An 18,179-nucleotide genomic window follows, 5' to 3' on the forward strand; every position below is an offset into this window, starting at 1 on the left:
CAGGGTATGGCATAATAAGGATAGGAAAAAGCAGTAAAGGGTGAGGATTATGTTTATTCGTGTTCGTGCGGCGGCAATTATCTTCAATCAGAAGAATGAGCTGCTTTTAGTGTTTCACCGGGATCCTGAGACAAAAGAAGAGTGGTTGACCCTGCCGGGCGGGGGAATAGAAGGAGATGAAAGCATTACCGATGCTCTGGTTCGGGAAGTGAGAGAAGAGTGCTGTATCGAATGTCAGCCGGGCAGACTGGTATACGTACGGGAATATATTGATTGGAACAAGAATATCCATCATGTAGGACTTTTCTTTACGGCTCAAGGAGCAAGTGAAGCGGTTCAAACCGGTATAGATCCTGAGGTAGAGGAGCAATTTATAGTAGAATCCAGGTTTTATTCACGGGCGGAAATCGAGAATACCTCTGTAGCTGTATATCCGGAAACCATTAAGTTCCAGCTGTGGGAGGATGCTGAAAAAAACTTTACTGGACATACCATTTATCTGGGACAGCAGCGGTAGTCTTATGATATACTATTCTGTAGGGACACGAAACAATTATGGGTTATTGCAGAAGTGTATAGGGAAAGGTGAAATCAGATGTTGAAAAATTCAATAAAAAATGGCATTAAAAAGGGCCTTGAAACCACTTGGATGCTTGGAAAAATCATTGTTCCTGTTTATTTTTTTGTAACTTTTTTAAAGCATACGCCGGCGATTGATTGGATTGCAAGGCTCTTTGAGCCTCTGATGCAATTTTTTCACTTGCCTGGTGAAGCGGCAATCGTATTAGTTTTGGGAAATGTACTTAATCTGTATGCGGCCATTGGTGCCATGAAAGCCATGAGTCTTTCTCCATTGCAGGTGACGATTCTGGCCATTATGCTATCCTTCTCACACAGCTTGTTTATGGAGACGGCAATTACTCAGAAGCTGGGTATGAAGCTTTCCAATGTATTGATTATACGAATGGGTCTAGCGCTAATAGCTGGCTTAGCGGTATCGAGAGTAGGTGTATTATTATGGTAGGGATATTGCAAGAGGCTCTTTTTGGCAGCATAAAATCCGTTTATTCTATTGCGAAAATTGTGATTCCATTGATGATCGTGATGGAGCTGGCAAAGGACTATAAGGTTTTGGACAAAATTTCAAAGGGATTTAGTTTTATTGTAGAACCCTTTCAAATGTCGAAGGAAGCGGCATTCCCTCTTATGGTTGGACTCATTTTCGGACTATCCTATGGAGCGGGGGTTATCCTCCAAAGTGCCAAAGAAGGAAATCTTACGAAGAAGGATACCAGTTTGATCGGTGTGTTTCTTATCGCCTGTCATGCTGTCATAGAAGATACACTGGTTTTTGTCGCCGTAGGAGCCAATGGATGGCTGCTGCTGGGAACCAGAACCTTAATGGCAATTGTAGTGACCTTTGTGATTTCCAGGACTATGGAAAATAATATTGAGGAATACAGCAAGAACCCGCTGGAGAATTAGATCTCTAGCGGGTTCTTGCCATTCGGGGATTTTTTAAGAGAGTACATCTCTTTATATGGAAACCTCCTGTGGGAGGTTTTCACCTTAAGGAGTTTAGTTTTGTTGATATATCTGTTAGACGTTACGGTTTTATAAAAGTTGCTTGTCATCAAAAAAAGGATATACAAAAAATTCCACATTTAGTATAATGACTTAAATGACGAAAGGAGCTGAATGATAATGAAATACCCTAAACCCTATAAAAAAGGAGAATTAATAGGGATCTGTACACCCTCATCCGGTGTAACGGGACCTTTCGAAAACAAACTGGCTTACGGTATTCAGCAGATGGCAGCCTTGGGGTATCCCAGTAAAGAAACCTCTCTAGTCAGAAAACAGCATAAGGCAGCCAGTGGACCGGCAGAAATCCGTGCCTTGGAATTTATGGAGCTTTATACGGATCCGGCAGTCAAAGCCATCATCCCGCCTTGGGGTGGCGAGCTGTTAATTGATATATTACCTTACTTAGATTTTGAAGTGCTTAATACGTTGCCCCCAAAGTGGATCATGGGTTTTTCTGACACCAGTACACTGCTTTTTGTAATGACATTAAAGCTGAATATGGCTACTGCCCACGGTCCAAATTTTATGGACTTTAGTAATACTGCTGTCCATGAATCGGTTTTTAGAGCCTTAGATATTTTAGGTACAGAGCCAGGGGAAAGCTTTGAGCAGCATAGTCTGACCCACTATCAGAAGGAATGGCTGGCGGTTACGGAGACGGAATTTCCTCCCTATAATTTGACGGAAAAAGTGGAGTGGAAGGCCCTCGGGGGAAGCAAGGAAGCAAACTTTGGGGGAAGGCTTATAGGAGGCTGTTTGGATGTACTCTGCAAGCTGATCGGCACACCCTATGCACCGGTGGAAGCTTACCTAGAGCAATTCGAAGAGGAAGGTATCATTTGGTATCTGGAAAGCTGTGAAATGAAAGCTTCGGATATTTATAGAACCCTATGGCAAATGAAGCAGTGCGGGTGGTTTAAAAACTGCAGAGGCGTTCTTTATGGCAGAGTGGAGGGCTATGAGGATACACAAGATTTAACTTATGTGGATGCCCTGCAGGCTGCCTTTGGAGCGTTAAGCATACCGGTTTTATATGATGCAGACATTGGACATATGCCTCCACAGCTTACCTTTATTAACGGTGCACAGGCGAAAGTTTATTATACAGAGGGAAAAGCGAAGATACTGCAATTTTTTGTATAGATATTAAAGGGGGTCGCATGATCTGCGACCCTCATCATTAATCTGCTTCTTTAGAAACCTCATCCTTCTTAGACTTTACCTTTGATACAATCTCAGGCACCATATCGATCAGCTTTTCCAAGCCGTTTGAGCTTTTGATCGGGAGCATCTCCACACTATCGCCTTTAATCACAATAATCGCTGTTGGGCTGGCTTTTGCACCGACACCGCCGCCGGCACCGAGTCCTTTGGAACCCTTATCATCGATACCGTCTCCGCCGCCGGTACCTACGCCAAAGGCCAGGTTGATAATAGGTACCAGTGTAACCTCGCCGATATGGATAGGTTCACCTACCACGGTTTTTGAAGTTAAAAACTTTTCAAGGCTTTCAAACAGGGTATTTACATTTTCATTCAGATTAAATGCCATAAGATATTTCCTCCTTTATAAATTGAAATAATATTTTTCTTACAGGTTTTGAAAAGGCTAGCTTACAGGCATAAAACAGCAATACTATGATTTGAATCTTTCCCTTTATATAAAACCTTCCCTCAAGCTTTGGACCCTCAAAATGGGGGGTGAGATACAGGCCATAGCTCTCCGGAAGGGGTGAAACAGCAGATAGGACTGCGCAGCTGATACCAGTGTGGTAGGGATCCTCAAAACCAAAATCACCTGTACATTCCAGTTTTTCAGGAGCCATATGCAGCATGAATTCTTTGATAAAGCCGAAAGCCTCCTCCAGCAGTCCGCGGTTTAAAAACGCCTTCCAATCCATTCTTTTCTTCTTTTTCTCTATTGTTGCCTTCTTTTTCTGTTTCTTTTCCTTTTTCTCGACAGGAATAGAAGAAGTATTATCGTGATCCTTAATATCCATGACTTTTCTAAAACCAAACAACTGGATAGAAAAGGTACTCTCCTGGGCTTGCTCCTTTTTAAAGGATCCTTTTACTGATCGAAAGAGCCACATGAACTGTCCTTGAACCTGATAATACATATAACGCTCACCGGATAGAACATATTCGAAAGGGACAATGATGGTCAGGGCAAGTATAAACAGCAGAAACAGCAGCAAATAGCCGAGAATCCACAAAATAATCATAGCCGCCCCCTAAGGGCATACAACTTTCTTGTACCCTTTATCATATTTTCCAAGGTTTTATATAATGAGGGAGGTTTTTGTTTTATATTCTTTTCCAACTGGTTTGCGATAGCCTGCACACCGGGGACAAAGCCGACAAATCTGCAGGAAGCATCCAGGATATTTTTTTGGAGGCTTAATAAGTCTTTCGCAGAAAAATTGCCGGTGGATAAATCTTCTTTCAAGGCAGCTGCTACACGATGATGAATTAAATGAACTTCAGAAGGAACTTCGATTTGATCTGCATCTTCAAGCTCCCAAAATAATAGCTTTAATTCTGTCAGTTGCCTTCTGCAGCTGCGGCAGCCTTTTAGATGTTCCTCTAATACCAGCTTTTCCAATGGCTCAATGGTGGCATCCAAGTATTCGTGAAGCAGATCAGAATCAAATTTGCACTGCATTGTCTACACCTCCCAAATACCTTCTTTTTTTAATGTTTCCATCAGGATTTTTCTCCCGCGAAACAGATAGGTTTTTACTGTACCGATGGGCAGATCCATGACTTCTCCAATTTCGTTATAGCTCATATTCTCCACGTGGCGCAGGATAACAGCTGTCTTCATATCGCCGGGCAGTTGACCAATGGCCCGGACCAGTATGTTCTTCGTATCTAAGGTACTGACCTCTTCCGCTACGTCAGTGGATGCGGCAATAGTATCTTCCAGGAAGCCTTCTTGACCAAAGGATGTGTTTAAGGAAAGCTTTTTACCATCTTGGCTGCGGATAAAATTCAAACAGGTATTGACAGTAATTCTTTTTATCCAGGGCAATAAGGGTTTTCCTTCTTGGAAACTGTGGAAAGCTCGGAATATTTTAAGATACACCTCCTGCATCAGATCAAGTGTATCTTCCTTGGAATGGGTATAGTAGTAGCAGAGGCGATAAATATATTTTTCGTACTTTTTGTAGAAAAGCTCATGGCCCTCTCTATTATTTGCTTTACAAAGGCGAATAAGTCGCTCATCTGAAATTTCCAAGGAAAATTCCCCCTTCCAGCTTACCCATAAATATATACACCATAAAAAGAAAAAAGTTTCAGCAGAAATATCTTTTTTATAAAAATTTTTAGTCTGTTGTTTAAAATGAGGTTATTTCAAAAGAGCCATTGATAATAAAAGGTAAAATAGGCTAGAATGAAATATATGGCAATCTATTGAAGTAGGTGAAAAAATGGAACAGGGAAAAATATTAGTGGCAGAGGATGATCGGGAGATTCGGATGCTGCTGAAGAAATATTTGGAGAAAGAGGGATATAAGGTAGACACGGCCTGCGATGGTGTAGAGGCCTTAGCCAGTTTTGAACGATATCCTTACCATTTGGTTTTGTTGGACGTCATGATGCCTAAAATGGATGGTATTGAAGTCTGCAGAAGGCTGCGCAATCAGAGCAACATTCCCATATTGATGCTGACTGCCAAGGATGGGGAGGTGGATATGATTTTGGGCCTTGGGATGGGAGCCGATGATTATATCACAAAGCCCTTCCGGATAAATGAGGTGTTAGCCAGAGTAAAGGCGCAGCTCCGCCGGTATTTTTTACTGGGAACGAAGCAGGATGAAAATCAGTTAAAAGTCTTCGGGAATCTAACCATCGATATGGCTTCATATAGTGTACAAAGGGGACAAGAATCTATTGTGTTGACCGCTAAGGAATTTCAATTGTTAAAATTTTTCTCCGATCATCCCAATCAGGTATTTACAAAGGCACAAATCTTCAGGCAGGTATGGGGAGATGAATATATAGAGGATGATAATACTGTGATGGTACATATTCGAAGACTGCGAAAAAAAATTGAGGAAAATCCGGAAGCGCCGGAGTATATTCAGACAGTCTGGGGGATAGGATATAAGTTTGTGGGAGATGGAAATCGATGAAAAAGCAAAAGCTGCAGTTTAACTTGTTGATATCTGGGTGTGGCGGAATTACATTCCTTCTGTTGGGAATGGAAGCCATGGAAATAGAAGGGACCGAACTTCGACAGCCTTTATGGGTACTTTTGCTGGTTTTATGGGGAATATTATTATTCCAATCGATAAGGATTTTTGCCGCTGCAGAACAGATTCAACAGCAGGCCGGAAGGATTTTATCAGGAAATGAAAATGCAAGAATTTATGTCCATGATCGGGGAATGATGGCTGAGCTGTCCCAAACCCTCAATGATATCTTAGAGCTTCTGCAGAAAACCAGTATTGAAAGACAACGCTCTGAGGAAAGTCAAAAAAGACTGCTGTCCAATATATCTCATGATATGCGGACTCCGCTAACTTCTATCCTGGGTTATCTGGAGGCACTCCGTGACGGTGTTGCCCAAAGCCCTGAGGAGCGGCAGGAATATCTAGATATTGTTTTTTCTAAAGCACGATACTTAAAAAATCTTGTTAGTGAGATTTTTTACATGGCCAAGCTGGATGCGGAGGACTTGCCATTGCACCCGGTACCCTGTGATTTGTCGGAGCTTCTAAGGGAATGCATAATCGATTTTTTGCCGGAGCTCCAAAGACAGCAGATGAAGCTTCAGGTGGAAATACCGGAGGCCTATCAGTCTGTTTATATAGACCGGATGAGTATTATTCGTGTTTGTTCAAATCTTTTAAAGAATGCCATACAGCATGGAAAAGCTGGAGGAATAATAGGAATTCAGTTAGTGTCTGAGGAAAAGGATTATATCGTACATGTGTGGGACAAGGGTCCGGGAATCGAGACAGAGCATTTATCCAGGCTCTTTGACCGGCTATACCGGGTAGATCAGGCAAGAAACAGTGCGGCAGGCAGTGGGCTGGGACTGGCCATTGCAAAAAAGCTATTAGAGAAACAAGGGGGAAAGATTTGGGTAGAGAGTGTACCCTTTGAAAAAACTGTGTTTTCTTTTTCTTTGCCAAGGAGTTAGAGTGTTGGATTATGTAGCTGCTCGAAATTTCATAGCGAAAGAAAATACACGACACTATGTGAGCGTCTCTTTGATCCTTTTGCAATCTTAGCGAGTGCAGATAAAGAAAGCGTATAAAAACTTGCGTGTTTGAACGCAGTGAGTTTGCAAGTTTTAGGTTTCTTTATCGTAAGGAGCTTTAGAACGACCAAAAGGGCAAAACTAGCGAATCTGTGTCTGTATTTTCTATATCGTTTTTTAGCCAGAGGAACAAATCAATGTAAGAAACTTGTAAGAATTCCTTAAGGGCTATGTAAGATGGCGGGGGTATGATGGTTGTGTAGAATAAAACAGGAGGGAATACAATGAGTGTTATCGTAAAAACCACAAACCTATCGAAACATTACGGTACTCAAAAAGCGGTAGAGGATCTAAACCTTGTTGTAAAGAAGGGTGAAATCTACGGTTTTTTAGGACGTAATGGAGCAGGAAAAACCACGACCATCCGCATGCTGTTGGGATTGATACAGCCTACCAGAGGCGATATTGAGATATTTGGAGAAAATCTCAAAAGCTCAAAAAAATCAATTCTGCAAAGAATTGGATCCACCATCGAATATCCCGGATTTTACCCTAATCTTACAGCAATTGAAAACCTAAAAATCAATGCAAGGCTGATCGGACTGCAAAAAGAAAACTATATCTTTGAGGCATTGGAGATCGTTGGCCTAGAGGATGTGGGAAAGAAGTTGGTACAAAATTATTCTCTAGGCATGAAGCAGCGGTTAGGAATTGCAAGGGCTATCTTGCATCATCCGGAGCTTCTGATTTTGGATGAACCTACAAACGGTCTGGATCCCGTGGGGATTAAGGAAATGAGAAAGCTTATTAAGGAGTTGGCTGAAACCCGTAAGATTACGATTTTTATGTCCAGCCATCTGCTCAGTGAGGTGCAGCAGCTGGCAACCACTATAGGTATTATTCATCAGGGAAATCTTTTGGAGGAGATATCTTTTGGAGAATTAATGCATCGAAACCGCAGGTATATCGAGGTGCAGGTTTCTAATGATGAGCGGGCTTCCATGCTGTTAGAGAGGGAGCTGGGAATTCATGACTATAAGGTATTGGAAGAAAGGCATATACGCATCTATTCCCATTATGATGAGATTGGCTTGATTAACCAGGTTTTTGTGCAAAACCAGATTCTAGTAACCAAATTGGGCTTAAGTGAAGAAAATCTTGAGGATTATTTTGTCAGTCTCACAGGAGGTGGAAGCATTGCTTAACTTACTATATACAGAAATGATGAAAATGAAGGGTTCTAAAATGTTTTTGGTAAGTTTGCTTGGAGCGGCAGTGGCGCCAGTCATGGTATTTTTCATGCTAATCACTTATAGGGATCGAAGTCCCGGTGTAGAAATCCTATTTTCAAATTTTTATAACCAAACCCATATCTTTATCGCCCTGATGATTGGATCTTTACTCTTTGGATTGATTGCCACCTACATTATCAACCGGGAATATCAGGAGGATACGCTAAAAAATCTGTTTACAATACCTGTCAGCAGAACGGGGCTGCTGATCAGTAAGCTGATCGTACTTTTTGGCTGGATACAGATATTAATGCTGGCAGCCTTTCTCTTATGCCTGCTGCTTGGTGTCATTGGCAGTTTTGAAGCATTGAACATATCTGTATTAACAAATCATTTCATTCAATATATGAAAACCGGGTTTTTATTGTTTTGCCTGACACCGCCGGTGTTACTGATTACGATGCTATTTAAAAACTATGTTCCGTCCATTGCTTTTACCATCATGGTAACGGTGATTGCGATCATCGTAATAAACTCTGATGATTATGTAAGCATTTATCCATGGACGGTACCCTTTGTCCTGACCATGGAAAAGGTACCGCCGAATTTCTCAATCTATCCGTCTATCCTGTCGATTGCATTGATGTTTTTAGCATCATTAAGCGGATGTTTGCTTTATTTAAATCGGGCAGATATTCAATAGGACATTCTAGAAAGGTTCTGTTCGAGAAAAGTGCTGAAGAGTATATGACCTCATTTATATTCAAAGAATCACCTATTCAGCATAAAGGAAAGAATTCATAATTGTAGAATATTGCGTCATAGTACGGTTCTATATGGTTGTCATCCTGAACGGAGTGAAGGATCTGGCCTTTAAAATCCTAGACCCGTTCGCTCCCCTCAGGGTGACCGCTTTATGAGGATGATAAAGTAGGGTTGGGTCTCAGGCCCAATCAGGTTCAAAACCCAATGGCGGGCATGGAAACCCGCCATTACGCATGAATGACATATTTCAATGGTAGGGAACCACGCCCCCGTGGTTCCGCCTTACGTCGTATTCTTCCTATTTTACGAATGATGGTAACCTTAAACTACTATAATCGTGAATAGGCCGCGGCAATCTGTGCCCCTACCTTTGCATTATTATAAACCAGCTCAATGTTGGACTGCAGGCTCTTTCCGGCAGTGATGCCTTTGATCTTCGAAAGAAGGAAAGGGGTGATTTGCTTACCTTTGATACCTTGCCCGGAAGCTTCCCGTAAAGCATCCGTGATAGCCTGATCAATCAGCTGAGGGTCCATCTCATGCTCTGATGGAATGGGATTGCCGATCACCATACCGCCCTGGAGCTTTAAATCCCACTTTGCTTTCATGGCCTGGGCTATTTCTTCCGGTGTATTGACACGATAATCTACAGAATAACCGCTCTTTCTTGTAAAAAAGGCAGGAAAATCATCGGTTTGATAGCCAATCACGGGAACACCGTGGGTTTCTAGATATTCAAGAGTTAAGCCTATGTCCAGTATGGATTTTGCACCGGCGCAGACAACGGCAACATCGGTATGGGCAAGCTCCATCAGGTCAGCAGATATGTCGAAGGTTTCCTGAGCATCCCGGTGTACGCCGCCAATCCCTCCTGTTACAAATACCTTTATTCCTGCCAATGCAGCTATAATCATGGTAGAGGCTACTGTGGTAGCGCCGTTTAGCTTTCTTGACAAAACAAAGGGCATATCTCTCCGGCTGACCTTTAAAATATCTTCTCCCTTACCCATATACTCCAATTCCTCTGTTGTCAGACCCACCTTCATTTTACCCCCGAGAATCCCAATCGTCGCAGGAACTGCACCATTTTCCCTAACGATGTCTTCGACTCTTTTTGCGGTTTCAATATTTTGAGGATAAGGCATTCCATGAGAAATGATGGTAGATTCCAGCGCCACTACTGGTTGGTTGTGGTCTAAGGCCCTCTTTATTTCCGGTAGAATCTCTATGTATTTTTCCATTATAAATTCAACTCCCTTTGCTTATTTTGAATAGTATCTATACTCATCAGCGGATGAATGGTATTTTTGTGGGACAAGGCCACCAAGGCGGCAGCTGCAGCAAACCGGGCCGTGTCTTCCAAGGACATTTGTTGGAGATGGCAGTAGGCCAGGGCAGCCGCAAAAGCATCACCGGCACCGGTGGCATTTGCGGAAGAGACCTTAGGGCACCGAAGAAAATCCTGTTTCGAAGAGTCTCCATAGTATACCCCTTCTTCCCCTAAGGTAATGAATACCCGTTTTACCCCTTGAGAAAAAAAGTAGTTGGCGGCAGTTTTCAAATCGGCCTCCGAGTGGATTGAGATGCCCGAAAGAACTTCAGCTTCCAGCCGGTTAGGTTTAATCGTATGAAAAAGACCGATTCGATCTCTCACTTTTTCTGCTTTTGCTGTGGAGACAGGATCTAAGAAGAAAGTCGAATTTTGAAAATGCTGCAGCAGATAGGTGAGGGTGTCCTCCGGAAGATTGGTGTCCAATATGATAAGGGATGCGTGATCGATGATATGGGCCTTTTCACGAATATATTCTATAGATATTCTTTCTTGGATTTCCATGTCTGCAATGGCAGCGGACATGTCCCCTTTATGGTCAAGAATACATAAATAGGTTGAGGTAGGAAGATCCTTTGAAAAATAACAATGGTCCATATCAATCCCGGAGTGGATGCATTCCTCCAGCAGCTGTTTGCCGTGAATATCCTCTCCCAGGGCAGTCAAAAGCTTTACTGCAACGCCAAGCTTCGAAAGGTTTTCAGCGATATTTCTGCCTACACCACCGGGTGAAGTTTTAATATTGCCTGGATTGGAGTCTTTAGGAAGGAGCACGTCTTTAGGGAATCCATGGATATCCATATTCGCACCGCCGATTACTGCTGCATAATCTTGTGCTTTTAGGAGATAACCTTTACCTAAAATATACCCTTTTTTCATCAGATTGGTGATGTGTACCGCTGCAGATGAACGGGTAATACCGAGACGTTCAGCCAGCTCCTGTTGTGAGATTTGGGGATTCTGCTTAATCAGGTCAAGGATTTCTTTTTCTCTAGCAGTCATTTGTTCACCAGCTTTTGTTTATGATATAAGCATATGCTTAAAAACAGTATATCAGAGGAAAGGATTTTCGTAAAGAGGGGAATAAGTGTATCATTATTAAGTGTTATTTGATAAGGATTCCTAATCCTGAGAGAACCTTTGAACCTTTTCAGACACAAAGGGGCGCAGCAAGTAACTGGCTGCCTTCAAGGGACTGATCCGCTTCGTATGGAAGAGACGATGGCCAAGTGAGCCATTCAAAGCCCTGACCAAAAGATCGTACTGTGTATTGCTTAACTGTTCCATAGCCTTTCTCAAAATGATAGACTGTTCATAGCTGCGCCTAAGGGGGATGGAGAGCTTATTGTAGCTGCCTAAACCGCATAAGTCATAGGCAGCGTAGACTCCTGTCAAGATTGCCGAAAACTGCCCAAAGCCTAAAAAGGGCATAATAGAGCCGAAGCAGTTTCCAATAAAAAAGGTATTGCCGATACGAGGAGATCTGCAGTTGCCAATAATATAGTTTGTGATTTGGAAACTATCAACGATTTCTAAGCTTTGCTGAAGATCACAACATACACGCTGATGGAATAAATGATAAAGATTCTCTATGTTCAGATTCTCGTTTTCCGGATAGTCTGGATAAGCAATTACTATATTTGCCTCTGTATCCGAGATAGGAATCAAATATCCATAACCCTTCGGAGCAATACGATGATCCAGCCAAGCTGCCGCCATATACCGGTCAAACTCTCCTTTGACGATGGTGCCTTTAAGGGAGACAGTTAAGTCCTGCTGATAATTCTGCACCTTTGCAGCATAAGCTGCGTCTCCCGTAGCCATTACCACATGGGTATACTCCTGCAGCAATTCTTCATAGGATTTTGTAGAATTAAAAATGATTTCTGTTGTTTTCAATTGACTTTCCAACTGCTTTTCAAAGGAATGTTTATGGCGTCCTCTAATATTGTTGAAGCCTAGGGCACCAGTGATCGCTCCATGAGCGTGCTGTGAATGAAGATGCAGATGCTTGATATTTCCAGTAGGCCGCAAGTATATTCCGTGTTTTTCAGAAAGATAAGCTAAATCATCACGTACGGGCCTGGAAAGGATAGAGAGCAGGATTTCACCGTTAACAAATCGGTCACCTACCTGGCTTCTCTTCTCAAAAACCCTTGGGGTAATGCCGTTTTTTTCTAAGGTAATGGCACAGGCTAAACCGGATAAACCGGCTCCCATAATTGCAACTTTCATTTAAAACACCTCCCAATACGGTATTAGTATTTGTAACCCTATTGGATCTTTCCACCTTCTTTAATAAGATATTCGTGTATCGCTCCCTTCTATCTATAGTATGAAGTATTGTAAACGAAACTATAAGTACAAAAATAAGTTATGAAAGTATAGATTAGACAAAAATGAAAATAATAAAGTAATGTATGGAAAAAGAAAAATTTTGGAAAAAATATGATATAGCTGCAGCAATTGGATGAGCCTAAGAACTACAGGAGGATGAAGAAATGATCATGCACAAGGATGCTTACCTAGTGGTAATCGGAGGTGCTGAGGATAAGAAAACAGATAAAGTAATCCTGAAAAAGCTGGTGGAGCTGACAAATAAAAAGGAACCGAAATTCGTATTTATTACCACAGCCACCCAGCAGCCTGAAGAGGTCGGAGAACAATATAAAAAGGTATTTAAAAGCCTGGGCATTGAGAACACTATTGTGTTAAATATTGAAAACCGTGAGGACGCCAATAATGATGATATTAATAACCAAATGTTAAAAGGTGACTGCATTTTTTTTACCGGGGGAGACCAGTTGAGAATTTCTTCTATATTAGGAGGAACTAAAATTCATGAAAATCTGCATAAAACCGTTGAGCTAGGGAAGGTAGTTGCTGGTACCAGCGCAGGGGCATCGATGATGAGTGAGATTATGGTAGTGGAGGGTGTAGACAAGGAAGCACCCAGCCGCTGTACCATCAAGATGGCTCCTGGTATGGGGCTTATAGAAGGTGTGATTATAGACCAGCATTTTAATCAACGGGGAAGAATTGGAAGGCTGCTCTCTGCAATTGCTCAAAATCCGCATTCTTTAGGGATTGGTATCGATGAAAATACGGCCATCATCCTAGACCATAAGGGTGAATTCCAGGTGGCAGGGTCTGGGGTAGTCACAGTGATTGACGGAAGAACCATAGCCTTTACCAACACCTGTGAACAATATCCCAACGAACCTCTTGCTATAACGGAGGTAAAGCTTCATGTGCTTCCTAGCGGCTATGGCTATAGTTTAGCAAAAAAATACCCCATTATTAAATCAGAGTTTTGCAATAATAAAAAAACAAATGAAAAAGCAGTACAGTAATTATAGGAGGAATATAGATGAAAATCTTAAATGTAAGAGCATTGAGAGGCAGGAATTTGTATAGTCACAATCCTATCATCAAGATGACGGTAGATTTGGAGGAGTTATACGATACGCCTACATGCGACATTCCTGGTTTTAATGAACAGCTCATTTCCATTTTACCAGGTTTGAAGGAGCATAAATGCTCAGAGGGCTACAAAGGAGGCTTTGTAGTCCGGTTGAAAAGAGGAACCTACCTGGCTCACGTTATGGAGCATATAGCCCTTGAACTGCAGCAGCTAATGGGTTATAAGGTTCGATTTGGAAAAGCAAGAAGGGAAAGTGCACCCTCTATATATAATGTGATATTTACCTACTATAATGAAACTGCCGCTATGGAAGCAGGACTCATGGCCTTCGAAATTGTGGATCATATTCTTAAGGGTTTGCCTATTCAGATTGAGGAGCGATTAGAGGCTGTACGAAAAAGAGCCGTTGAGTTAGACCTAGGACCCAGTACAAAAGCCATTGAGATGGAAGCATATAAGAGAAAGATTCCTGTAATCAGAATAGGTGATGGTAGTCTTCTGCAGCTGGGATACGGGGCAAAACAGAAACTTATTCAGGCTACGCTGACAGAAAGGGCGAGCTGTATAGCTGTAGACATAGCCTGTGATAAGACAATGACAAATTTCTTTATGCGTCAGAATGGGATACCTGTTCCAAGCGGAAGAATTGCAAAAAATGAATATGAGGTTCTTGAAGTTGCTAAGGAAATTGGCTACCCCGTTGTAGTGAAGCCTTACAATGGCAACCAGGGCAAGGGGGTTTCCCTCAATATTACCACGGATGAAGATGTACTAACAGCCTATGAAGCTGTAAAACAATATACCCATCAGGCCCTTGTAGAAAAATATATTGAAGGTAAGCATTATCGAATTCTTGTGGTGAAAGATAAAGTAGTTGCTGCTTCAGAAAGAATTCCAGCCCATGTTATTGGGGATGGAGTGCATACGATTGAACAGCTGATTGAGCTGGAGAACAAAAATCCTCTCAGAGGAGAAGGTCACGAAAAGCCCCTTACAAAAATCAAGATAGATGAAGTGATGCTGCTGCTTTTGAAGAAAAGCAAAAGATCTTTAGAAGATATTCCTGAGAATGGAGAAAAAGTATATCTCCGTGAAAATGATAATCTTAGTACAGGCGGGATTGCAGTCGATGTAACAGATCTAGTGCATGAAGAAATAAAGAGTACCTGTATGAAGGCGGCAGAGTTGATCGGACTGGATGTAGCAGGCATCGATGTCACCACAACAGATATCACAAAACCCCTATCGGCAACCGGAGGTGCACTTATAGAGATTAATGCTGCTCCGGGGATTCGCATGCATCATTATCCTTCTGCGGGAGTTTCAAGAAATGTTGCAGAAGAGATTGTCCGTTCTCTGTTTCCCGATGATCAATCCTATCACATACCCTTGGTTTCTGTGACAGGGACTAATGGGAAGACCACTACAACCCGCATGATCAATGCTATACTGAAGGAGGCGGGGTATTGTGTAGGAATGACGACTACCGGCGGTATTTATATCGACAATCAGTGCATTGAGAAAGGGGATACAACAGGCCCAGGAAGCGCCCGGCAGATATTAATGAATAAGAAGGTGACTGCTGCTGTACTTGAAACCGCCAGAGGGGGAATTGTTAACAGAGGCCTGGGTTATGACCTTGCCGATGTAGGCGTGATCACCAATATTACTGATGACCATTTAGGTATTGATGGTATTGAAACTATGGAGGATCTGGCCCATACAAAAGCATTGGTAGCAGAAGCAGTTAAAGAAAATGGTTATGCAGTTATTAACGCAGATGATGAATACTGTCTTTCTATCCGTGATAAGGCCTATGGACAGCTGATTCTATTCTCAAAGGATCACAGCAACAAGTATGTAGTTAAGCATATCCAGGATGGAGGTCGGGTAGTATATATCAAAGACAATATCATTTATCTGGCCACTGACCAGGAACAGATTCCAGTTGTGAATGTAGAAAATATTCCAGCCACCTTTGGAGGTCTGCTGACTCACAATGTTGAAAACAGCTTAGCAGCAACTGCTGCTGCATGGGGATTGGGAATCAGCTCGGAGATCATTAACCGGGCACTAATCAATTTTAGATGTGACGAAGAGCAGAATCCTGGAAGATTCAATATGTATGATGTAGCAGATTTCAAAGTTGTAGTGGATTATGGACATAATTTTGACGGTTATAAAAAGGTTATTGAAGGACTTAGAAAAATGAAAATTAACCGCTTGATCGGCGTTATCGGAGTCCCAGGCGACCGGCTAAATACTAGCATCAAAGAGGTGGGAATTATTTCAGGCCAAAGCTTTGACCACATTTTTATCAAGGAAGACAGAGATAAAAGGGGCAGGGCATGGGGGGAAGTAGCAGAAATACTCTATGATGGCTGCCTGAAAGGCGGGGCTGATCCTAAAAAAATCGAGATTGAGATTTTAGAGGAAGTTGCATTAGAGAAGGCTATGAATATGGCAAAGGCCGGAGATATCGTCATCGTATTCTATGAAGAACTGGAATTAATCAAGAAAACCATCGAGAAATTCAGCCAGAAGCAAATCTTGATGATGGAGAGTAAGCGTCTAATAAGATAATCATAGGCGTCAACTTAACCCATAATTTGTCATCCTGAGCGGAGTAAAACGGAGTCGAAGGATCTTTAAGCTAGATGATATATTCTGATAATCAAAAGTAATCTTGCTTATGTTCTATAAGATTCTTCGCTAACGCTCAGAATGACATGCTTCTAAGGTTTATTTGGAAATAATTGGATTACATTGACGCCTATGATAAGATAATGAGATGAAAATATCCATAGTTAAGCATAATTTCTAAAAAAAGAAATATTATTTAATGGATAGTGTTGTTAAGGCTATCCTATATACAATCATCCTTGGGGAATTGACTCCAAGGATGATTGTGTATAGGAATTCTTTAAAGGGGGGGCTTCCATGATTACGCAAAATTTAGAAGGCTATCTAGAGGAAATCTATCAATTGTCCTTAGAAAAAACTACTTTTACACCTCAAGAAATAGGTGAACATATTGAATCTACACCTGCGATGTTGTTTAGGATTCTAAAAAGATTGCATCGGGAAGGCTATATCCAATATTATCGCCACGGTGTAATCGGACTAACGAAAGAAGGGGCAGAGCTGGGAAAGCTGATTGTGAAGCGTAACAGCATATTGCAGGAGTTTTTATTCATTATTAACAGCGAGGGGGATCCCGCTGAGGAAGCGGGAAGACTGGAAAGCCAGCTGATGCCTGAGACCGTTTTTGCCATTGAGCGTTTGGTAGAGTTTTTTAAACAGGATCAGGATATCATGGAGCGGTTTACCCGTTACTGTGATAATCAGCAGGAAAAAAAAGAGGAGCAGTAGGCTCCTCAAATTTTGTTTATTTACAGTATCGGCTTAAAATACCTTCCAGCATTCGCGCATGGCGCCCCTCGTCCTTTGAAGATTCACTGAAGTAATCTCTGGCAGCATCCAAGCCTAATTCCTCTGCTTTTTCAGCAGCTTCAAGCTTCCCTTGATTGGCGAAGATTTCACCCTCTAACATTTGGCGAATATTATCAAACAGATCTTCCTGTATCATGCCATTAAGCTCTGCGAAACGGGCAGCATGCTCTGCTTCTTCCCAAGCCATTGTCTTTAAGACCTCTGCGATTTCAGGATAACCCTGTCTTTGTGCTAAACGGGCCATTGCTAAGTACATTCCTACTTCACTGGTTTCACCGACAAAATTTTGTTTTACAATACGCTCTAATGCGGTGCCTTTTGTCTCACCAATCTTATTTTCCTGGGTTAAGCTAATTTTTTCCATGAAATGATCATCCTTTCTTACGCTTTTGAAAAGCGGCATATATTTCATCTGCTACATGGGGATTAATCCTTTTAATATCGTTGAGATAAATAAAGGAACTGCCCTTATACTCTTGTGCATCGCCTAACAGAACAACCTCCAAAGCACTTCTTATAATGTTAATGACACATTCTTCATCGTGATACAAGTTGCAGTTTTTACATTGATTTAGAAGAAAACCCAGTACATCTATGAGGATATCGTCATCATAGACCTTCGTATCCTGATAGGGTATTGCATGATATCCTCCATCAATAAATTCACTTTGCTGTCGGATCGCAGTGAGTAGTGATTTTTTTGAATAACCTACCAAGCACTGCTCTTTGGCACAGGAGCCACAGGCATTTTGGGAAAGACAGCATCTTCCCACTTCTTCAATGAGCGCCTCGAAGTTAATTGTTTGTGTCAATCCAATTCCCCCTTTGTGTGTATACTTAGCTCGTTGCAGAACTCTACAACTCGCACAAATACTGCATTTTAATCTATTGAAATGGCTAAGTTTCCCCCGTTTTGGGTATATATACATTGTGAAATTGTACATAACTCAAAACTTACAAGAAAGGAGAAACTTATGCCAATTTCAGCGAAACAATTAAATCTTTGTGATATCTCATCTGAATTTGATAAGTTCTTTCATCAGGATCAAAATAATCTACTTTCTCTATTAAACCAACATATTGATATTACTCCGTTTATCCCTTTTTCTTTTTATCAAAAGTATTATTCTTCACTAGGTACCAATCGAGACTATTCTCTTGAGGCTATGCTTTATG

Annotated in this window: 21 protein-coding genes; 12 read left to right on the forward strand and 9 right to left on the reverse strand. The window is 41.7% G+C overall.

Features of this window, described 5'->3' with window-relative positions; genetic code table 11:
* The first annotated feature begins 49 nt into the window (after nt 1-49).
* The 4 genes from BUB56_RS06370 to BUB56_RS06385 all read left to right on the forward strand — a co-directional run bounded on the left by BUB56_RS06370 (nt 50) and on the right by BUB56_RS06385 (nt 2,730).
* A complete protein-coding gene (locus BUB56_RS06370) occupies nt 50-517 on the forward strand; it encodes an NUDIX domain-containing protein (protein WP_110940534.1) in 468 nt (155 codons plus the stop codon).
* Nucleotides 518-595: 78 nt separating this feature from the next.
* Nucleotides 596-1,024: a nucleoside recognition domain-containing protein gene (locus BUB56_RS06375; RefSeq protein WP_110940535.1), complete on the forward strand. Its 429-nt coding sequence runs from the start codon at nt 596-598 to the stop codon at nt 1,022-1,024.
* Nucleotides 1,018-1,485, forward strand: a complete 468-nt coding sequence (locus BUB56_RS06380; RefSeq protein ID WP_110940536.1) for a nucleoside recognition domain-containing protein — start codon at nt 1,018-1,020, stop codon at nt 1,483-1,485. Before BUB56_RS06375 ends, BUB56_RS06380 begins: the two co-directional genes overlap by 7 nt.
* A gap of 219 nt (nt 1,486-1,704) precedes the next feature.
* A complete protein-coding gene (locus tag BUB56_RS06385) occupies nt 1,705-2,730 on the forward strand; it encodes a S66 family peptidase (RefSeq protein ID WP_207650406.1) in 1,026 nt (341 codons plus the stop codon).
* A gap of 37 nt (nt 2,731-2,767) precedes the next feature.
* Here BUB56_RS06385 and BUB56_RS06390 read toward each other — a convergent pair whose 3' ends face one another.
* The 4 genes from BUB56_RS06390 to BUB56_RS06405 are packed head-to-tail and all read right to left on the reverse strand — an operon-like array spanning nt 2,768 to nt 4,828.
* On the reverse strand, nt 2,768-3,139 hold the full coding sequence (locus BUB56_RS06390) for a GerW family sporulation protein (protein WP_110940538.1): 372 nt from the start codon (nt 3,137-3,139) through the stop codon (nt 2,768-2,770).
* Nucleotides 3,129-3,812, reverse strand: coding sequence for a DUF2953 domain-containing protein (locus tag BUB56_RS06395; RefSeq protein ID WP_110940539.1), 684 nt, complete (start codon nt 3,810-3,812; stop codon nt 3,129-3,131). Before BUB56_RS06395 ends, BUB56_RS06390 begins: the two co-directional genes overlap by 11 nt.
* Nucleotides 3,809-4,252, reverse strand: a complete 444-nt coding sequence (locus tag BUB56_RS06400) for an anti-sigma factor family protein (protein WP_110940540.1) — start codon at nt 4,250-4,252, stop codon at nt 3,809-3,811. Before BUB56_RS06400 ends, BUB56_RS06395 begins: the two co-directional genes overlap by 4 nt.
* A gap of 3 nt (nt 4,253-4,255) precedes the next feature.
* Nucleotides 4,256-4,828, reverse strand: coding sequence for an RNA polymerase sigma factor (locus BUB56_RS06405; protein ID WP_110940541.1), 573 nt, complete (start codon nt 4,826-4,828; stop codon nt 4,256-4,258).
* A 193-nt stretch (nt 4,829-5,021) separates the two neighbouring features.
* Between BUB56_RS06405 and BUB56_RS06410 the strand changes: the two genes are divergently transcribed.
* The 4 genes from BUB56_RS06410 to BUB56_RS06425 all read left to right on the forward strand — a co-directional run bounded on the left by BUB56_RS06410 (nt 5,022) and on the right by BUB56_RS06425 (nt 8,734).
* A complete protein-coding gene (locus BUB56_RS06410) occupies nt 5,022-5,726 on the forward strand; it encodes a response regulator transcription factor (RefSeq protein ID WP_110940542.1) in 705 nt (234 codons plus the stop codon).
* Nucleotides 5,723-6,739 carry a sensor histidine kinase gene (locus tag BUB56_RS06415; RefSeq protein ID WP_110940543.1) on the forward strand — a complete coding sequence of 339 codons (1,017 nt, stop codon included), beginning with the start codon at nt 5,723-5,725 and terminating at the stop codon, nt 6,737-6,739. The genes BUB56_RS06410 and BUB56_RS06415 overlap by 4 nt, the downstream gene beginning before the upstream one ends.
* 344 nt (nt 6,740-7,083) lie before the next feature.
* On the forward strand, nt 7,084-8,004 hold the full coding sequence (locus BUB56_RS06420; protein WP_110940544.1) for an ABC transporter ATP-binding protein: 921 nt from the start codon (nt 7,084-7,086) through the stop codon (nt 8,002-8,004).
* Nucleotides 7,997-8,734: an ABC transporter permease gene (locus BUB56_RS06425; protein WP_110940545.1), complete on the forward strand. Its 738-nt coding sequence runs from the start codon at nt 7,997-7,999 to the stop codon at nt 8,732-8,734. The genes BUB56_RS06420 and BUB56_RS06425 overlap by 8 nt, the downstream gene beginning before the upstream one ends.
* A 391-nt stretch (nt 8,735-9,125) precedes the next feature.
* Here the strand turns inward: BUB56_RS06425 and BUB56_RS06430 are convergent, their stop codons facing one another.
* From BUB56_RS06430 to BUB56_RS06440, 3 genes are all read right to left on the reverse strand, one after another.
* Complete coding sequence (locus tag BUB56_RS06430) at nt 9,126-10,037, reverse strand: pseudouridine-5'-phosphate glycosidase (RefSeq protein WP_330392574.1); 912 nt, start codon at nt 10,035-10,037, stop codon at nt 9,126-9,128.
* Nucleotides 10,037-11,128: a PfkB family carbohydrate kinase gene (locus BUB56_RS06435; RefSeq protein ID WP_110940547.1), complete on the reverse strand. Its 1,092-nt coding sequence runs from the start codon at nt 11,126-11,128 to the stop codon at nt 10,037-10,039. The genes BUB56_RS06430 and BUB56_RS06435 overlap by 1 nt, the downstream gene beginning before the upstream one ends.
* Nucleotides 11,129-11,248: 120 nt before the next feature.
* Complete coding sequence (locus BUB56_RS06440; protein ID WP_110940548.1) at nt 11,249-12,361, reverse strand: NAD(P)/FAD-dependent oxidoreductase; 1,113 nt, start codon at nt 12,359-12,361, stop codon at nt 11,249-11,251.
* 266 nt (nt 12,362-12,627) lie between these two features.
* On the opposite strand from BUB56_RS06440, the gene BUB56_RS06445 reads away from it, so the two are divergent.
* The 3 genes from BUB56_RS06445 (at nt 12,628) to BUB56_RS06455 (ending at nt 16,922) form a co-directional block, all read left to right on the forward strand.
* Complete coding sequence (locus BUB56_RS06445; protein WP_110940549.1) at nt 12,628-13,479, forward strand: cyanophycinase; 852 nt, start codon at nt 12,628-12,630, stop codon at nt 13,477-13,479.
* Between the two features lie 17 nt (nt 13,480-13,496).
* On the forward strand, nt 13,497-16,133 hold the full coding sequence (gene cphA / locus BUB56_RS06450) for a cyanophycin synthetase (RefSeq protein ID WP_110940550.1): 2,637 nt from the start codon (nt 13,497-13,499) through the stop codon (nt 16,131-16,133).
* A 357-nt stretch (nt 16,134-16,490) separates the two neighbouring features.
* Nucleotides 16,491-16,922, forward strand: a complete 432-nt coding sequence (locus tag BUB56_RS06455) for a metal-dependent transcriptional regulator (protein WP_110940551.1) — start codon at nt 16,491-16,493, stop codon at nt 16,920-16,922.
* Nucleotides 16,923-16,938: 16 nt separating this feature from the next.
* Here BUB56_RS06455 and BUB56_RS06460 read toward each other — a convergent pair whose 3' ends face one another.
* On the reverse strand, nt 16,939-17,367 hold the full coding sequence (locus tag BUB56_RS06460) for a ferritin-like domain-containing protein (protein WP_190014258.1): 429 nt from the start codon (nt 17,365-17,367) through the stop codon (nt 16,939-16,941).
* Between the two features lie 7 nt (nt 17,368-17,374).
* Nucleotides 17,375-17,815: a hypothetical protein gene (locus BUB56_RS06465; RefSeq protein WP_110940552.1), complete on the reverse strand. Its 441-nt coding sequence runs from the start codon at nt 17,813-17,815 to the stop codon at nt 17,375-17,377.
* A 162-nt stretch (nt 17,816-17,977) separates the two neighbouring features.
* Here BUB56_RS06465 and BUB56_RS19650 point away from each other — a divergent pair.
* Nucleotides 17,978-18,179: hypothetical protein (locus tag BUB56_RS19650; protein ID WP_330392575.1), on the forward strand; the 202-nt coding region annotated here is incomplete at its 3' end.

It is taken from the genome of Geosporobacter subterraneus DSM 17957 (assembly GCF_900142145.1).
GTDB classification, from domain to species: domain Bacteria; phylum Bacillota; class Clostridia; order Peptostreptococcales; family Thermotaleaceae; genus Geosporobacter; species Geosporobacter subterraneus.

Excerpts from the sequence above, each read along its gene's own strand:
- BUB56_RS06380 (WP_110940536.1), top strand. The coding sequence starts at position 1,018 with ATGGTAGGGATATTGCAAGAGGCTCTTTTTGGCAGCATAAAATCCGTT.
- BUB56_RS06390 (WP_110940538.1), bottom strand. The coding sequence starts at position 3,139 with ATGGCATTTAATCTGAATGAAAATGTAAATACCCTGTTTGAAAGCCTT.
- BUB56_RS06400 (WP_110940540.1), bottom strand. The coding sequence starts at position 4,252 with ATGCAGTGCAAATTTGATTCTGATCTGCTTCACGAATACTTGGATGCC.
- BUB56_RS06445 (WP_110940549.1), top strand. The coding sequence starts at position 12,628 with ATGATCATGCACAAGGATGCTTACCTAGTGGTAATCGGAGGTGCTGAG.
- BUB56_RS06420 (WP_110940544.1), top strand. The coding sequence starts at position 7,084 with ATGAGTGTTATCGTAAAAACCACAAACCTATCGAAACATTACGGTACT.
- BUB56_RS06370 (WP_110940534.1), top strand. The coding sequence starts at position 50 with ATGTTTATTCGTGTTCGTGCGGCGGCAATTATCTTCAATCAGAAGAAT.
- BUB56_RS06460 (WP_190014258.1), bottom strand. The coding sequence starts at position 17,367 with ATGGAAAAAATTAGCTTAACCCAGGAAAATAAGATTGGTGAGACAAAA.
- BUB56_RS06395 (WP_110940539.1), bottom strand. The coding sequence starts at position 3,812 with ATGATTATTTTGTGGATTCTCGGCTATTTGCTGCTGTTTCTGCTGTTT.
- BUB56_RS06415 (WP_110940543.1), top strand. The coding sequence starts at position 5,723 with ATGAAAAAGCAAAAGCTGCAGTTTAACTTGTTGATATCTGGGTGTGGC.
- BUB56_RS06375 (WP_110940535.1), top strand. The coding sequence starts at position 596 with ATGTTGAAAAATTCAATAAAAAATGGCATTAAAAAGGGCCTTGAAACC.
- BUB56_RS06435 (WP_110940547.1), bottom strand. The coding sequence starts at position 11,128 with ATGACTGCTAGAGAAAAAGAAATCCTTGACCTGATTAAGCAGAATCCC.
- BUB56_RS06410 (WP_110940542.1), top strand. The coding sequence starts at position 5,022 with ATGGAACAGGGAAAAATATTAGTGGCAGAGGATGATCGGGAGATTCGG.
- BUB56_RS06430 (WP_330392574.1), bottom strand. The coding sequence starts at position 10,037 with ATGGAAAAATACATAGAGATTCTACCGGAAATAAAGAGGGCCTTAGAC.
- BUB56_RS06385 (WP_207650406.1), top strand. The coding sequence starts at position 1,705 with ATGAAATACCCTAAACCCTATAAAAAAGGAGAATTAATAGGGATCTGT.
- cphA (WP_110940550.1), top strand. The coding sequence starts at position 13,497 with ATGAAAATCTTAAATGTAAGAGCATTGAGAGGCAGGAATTTGTATAGT.
- BUB56_RS06455 (WP_110940551.1), top strand. The coding sequence starts at position 16,491 with ATGATTACGCAAAATTTAGAAGGCTATCTAGAGGAAATCTATCAATTG.
- BUB56_RS06440 (WP_110940548.1), bottom strand. The coding sequence starts at position 12,361 with ATGAAAGTTGCAATTATGGGAGCCGGTTTATCCGGTTTAGCCTGTGCC.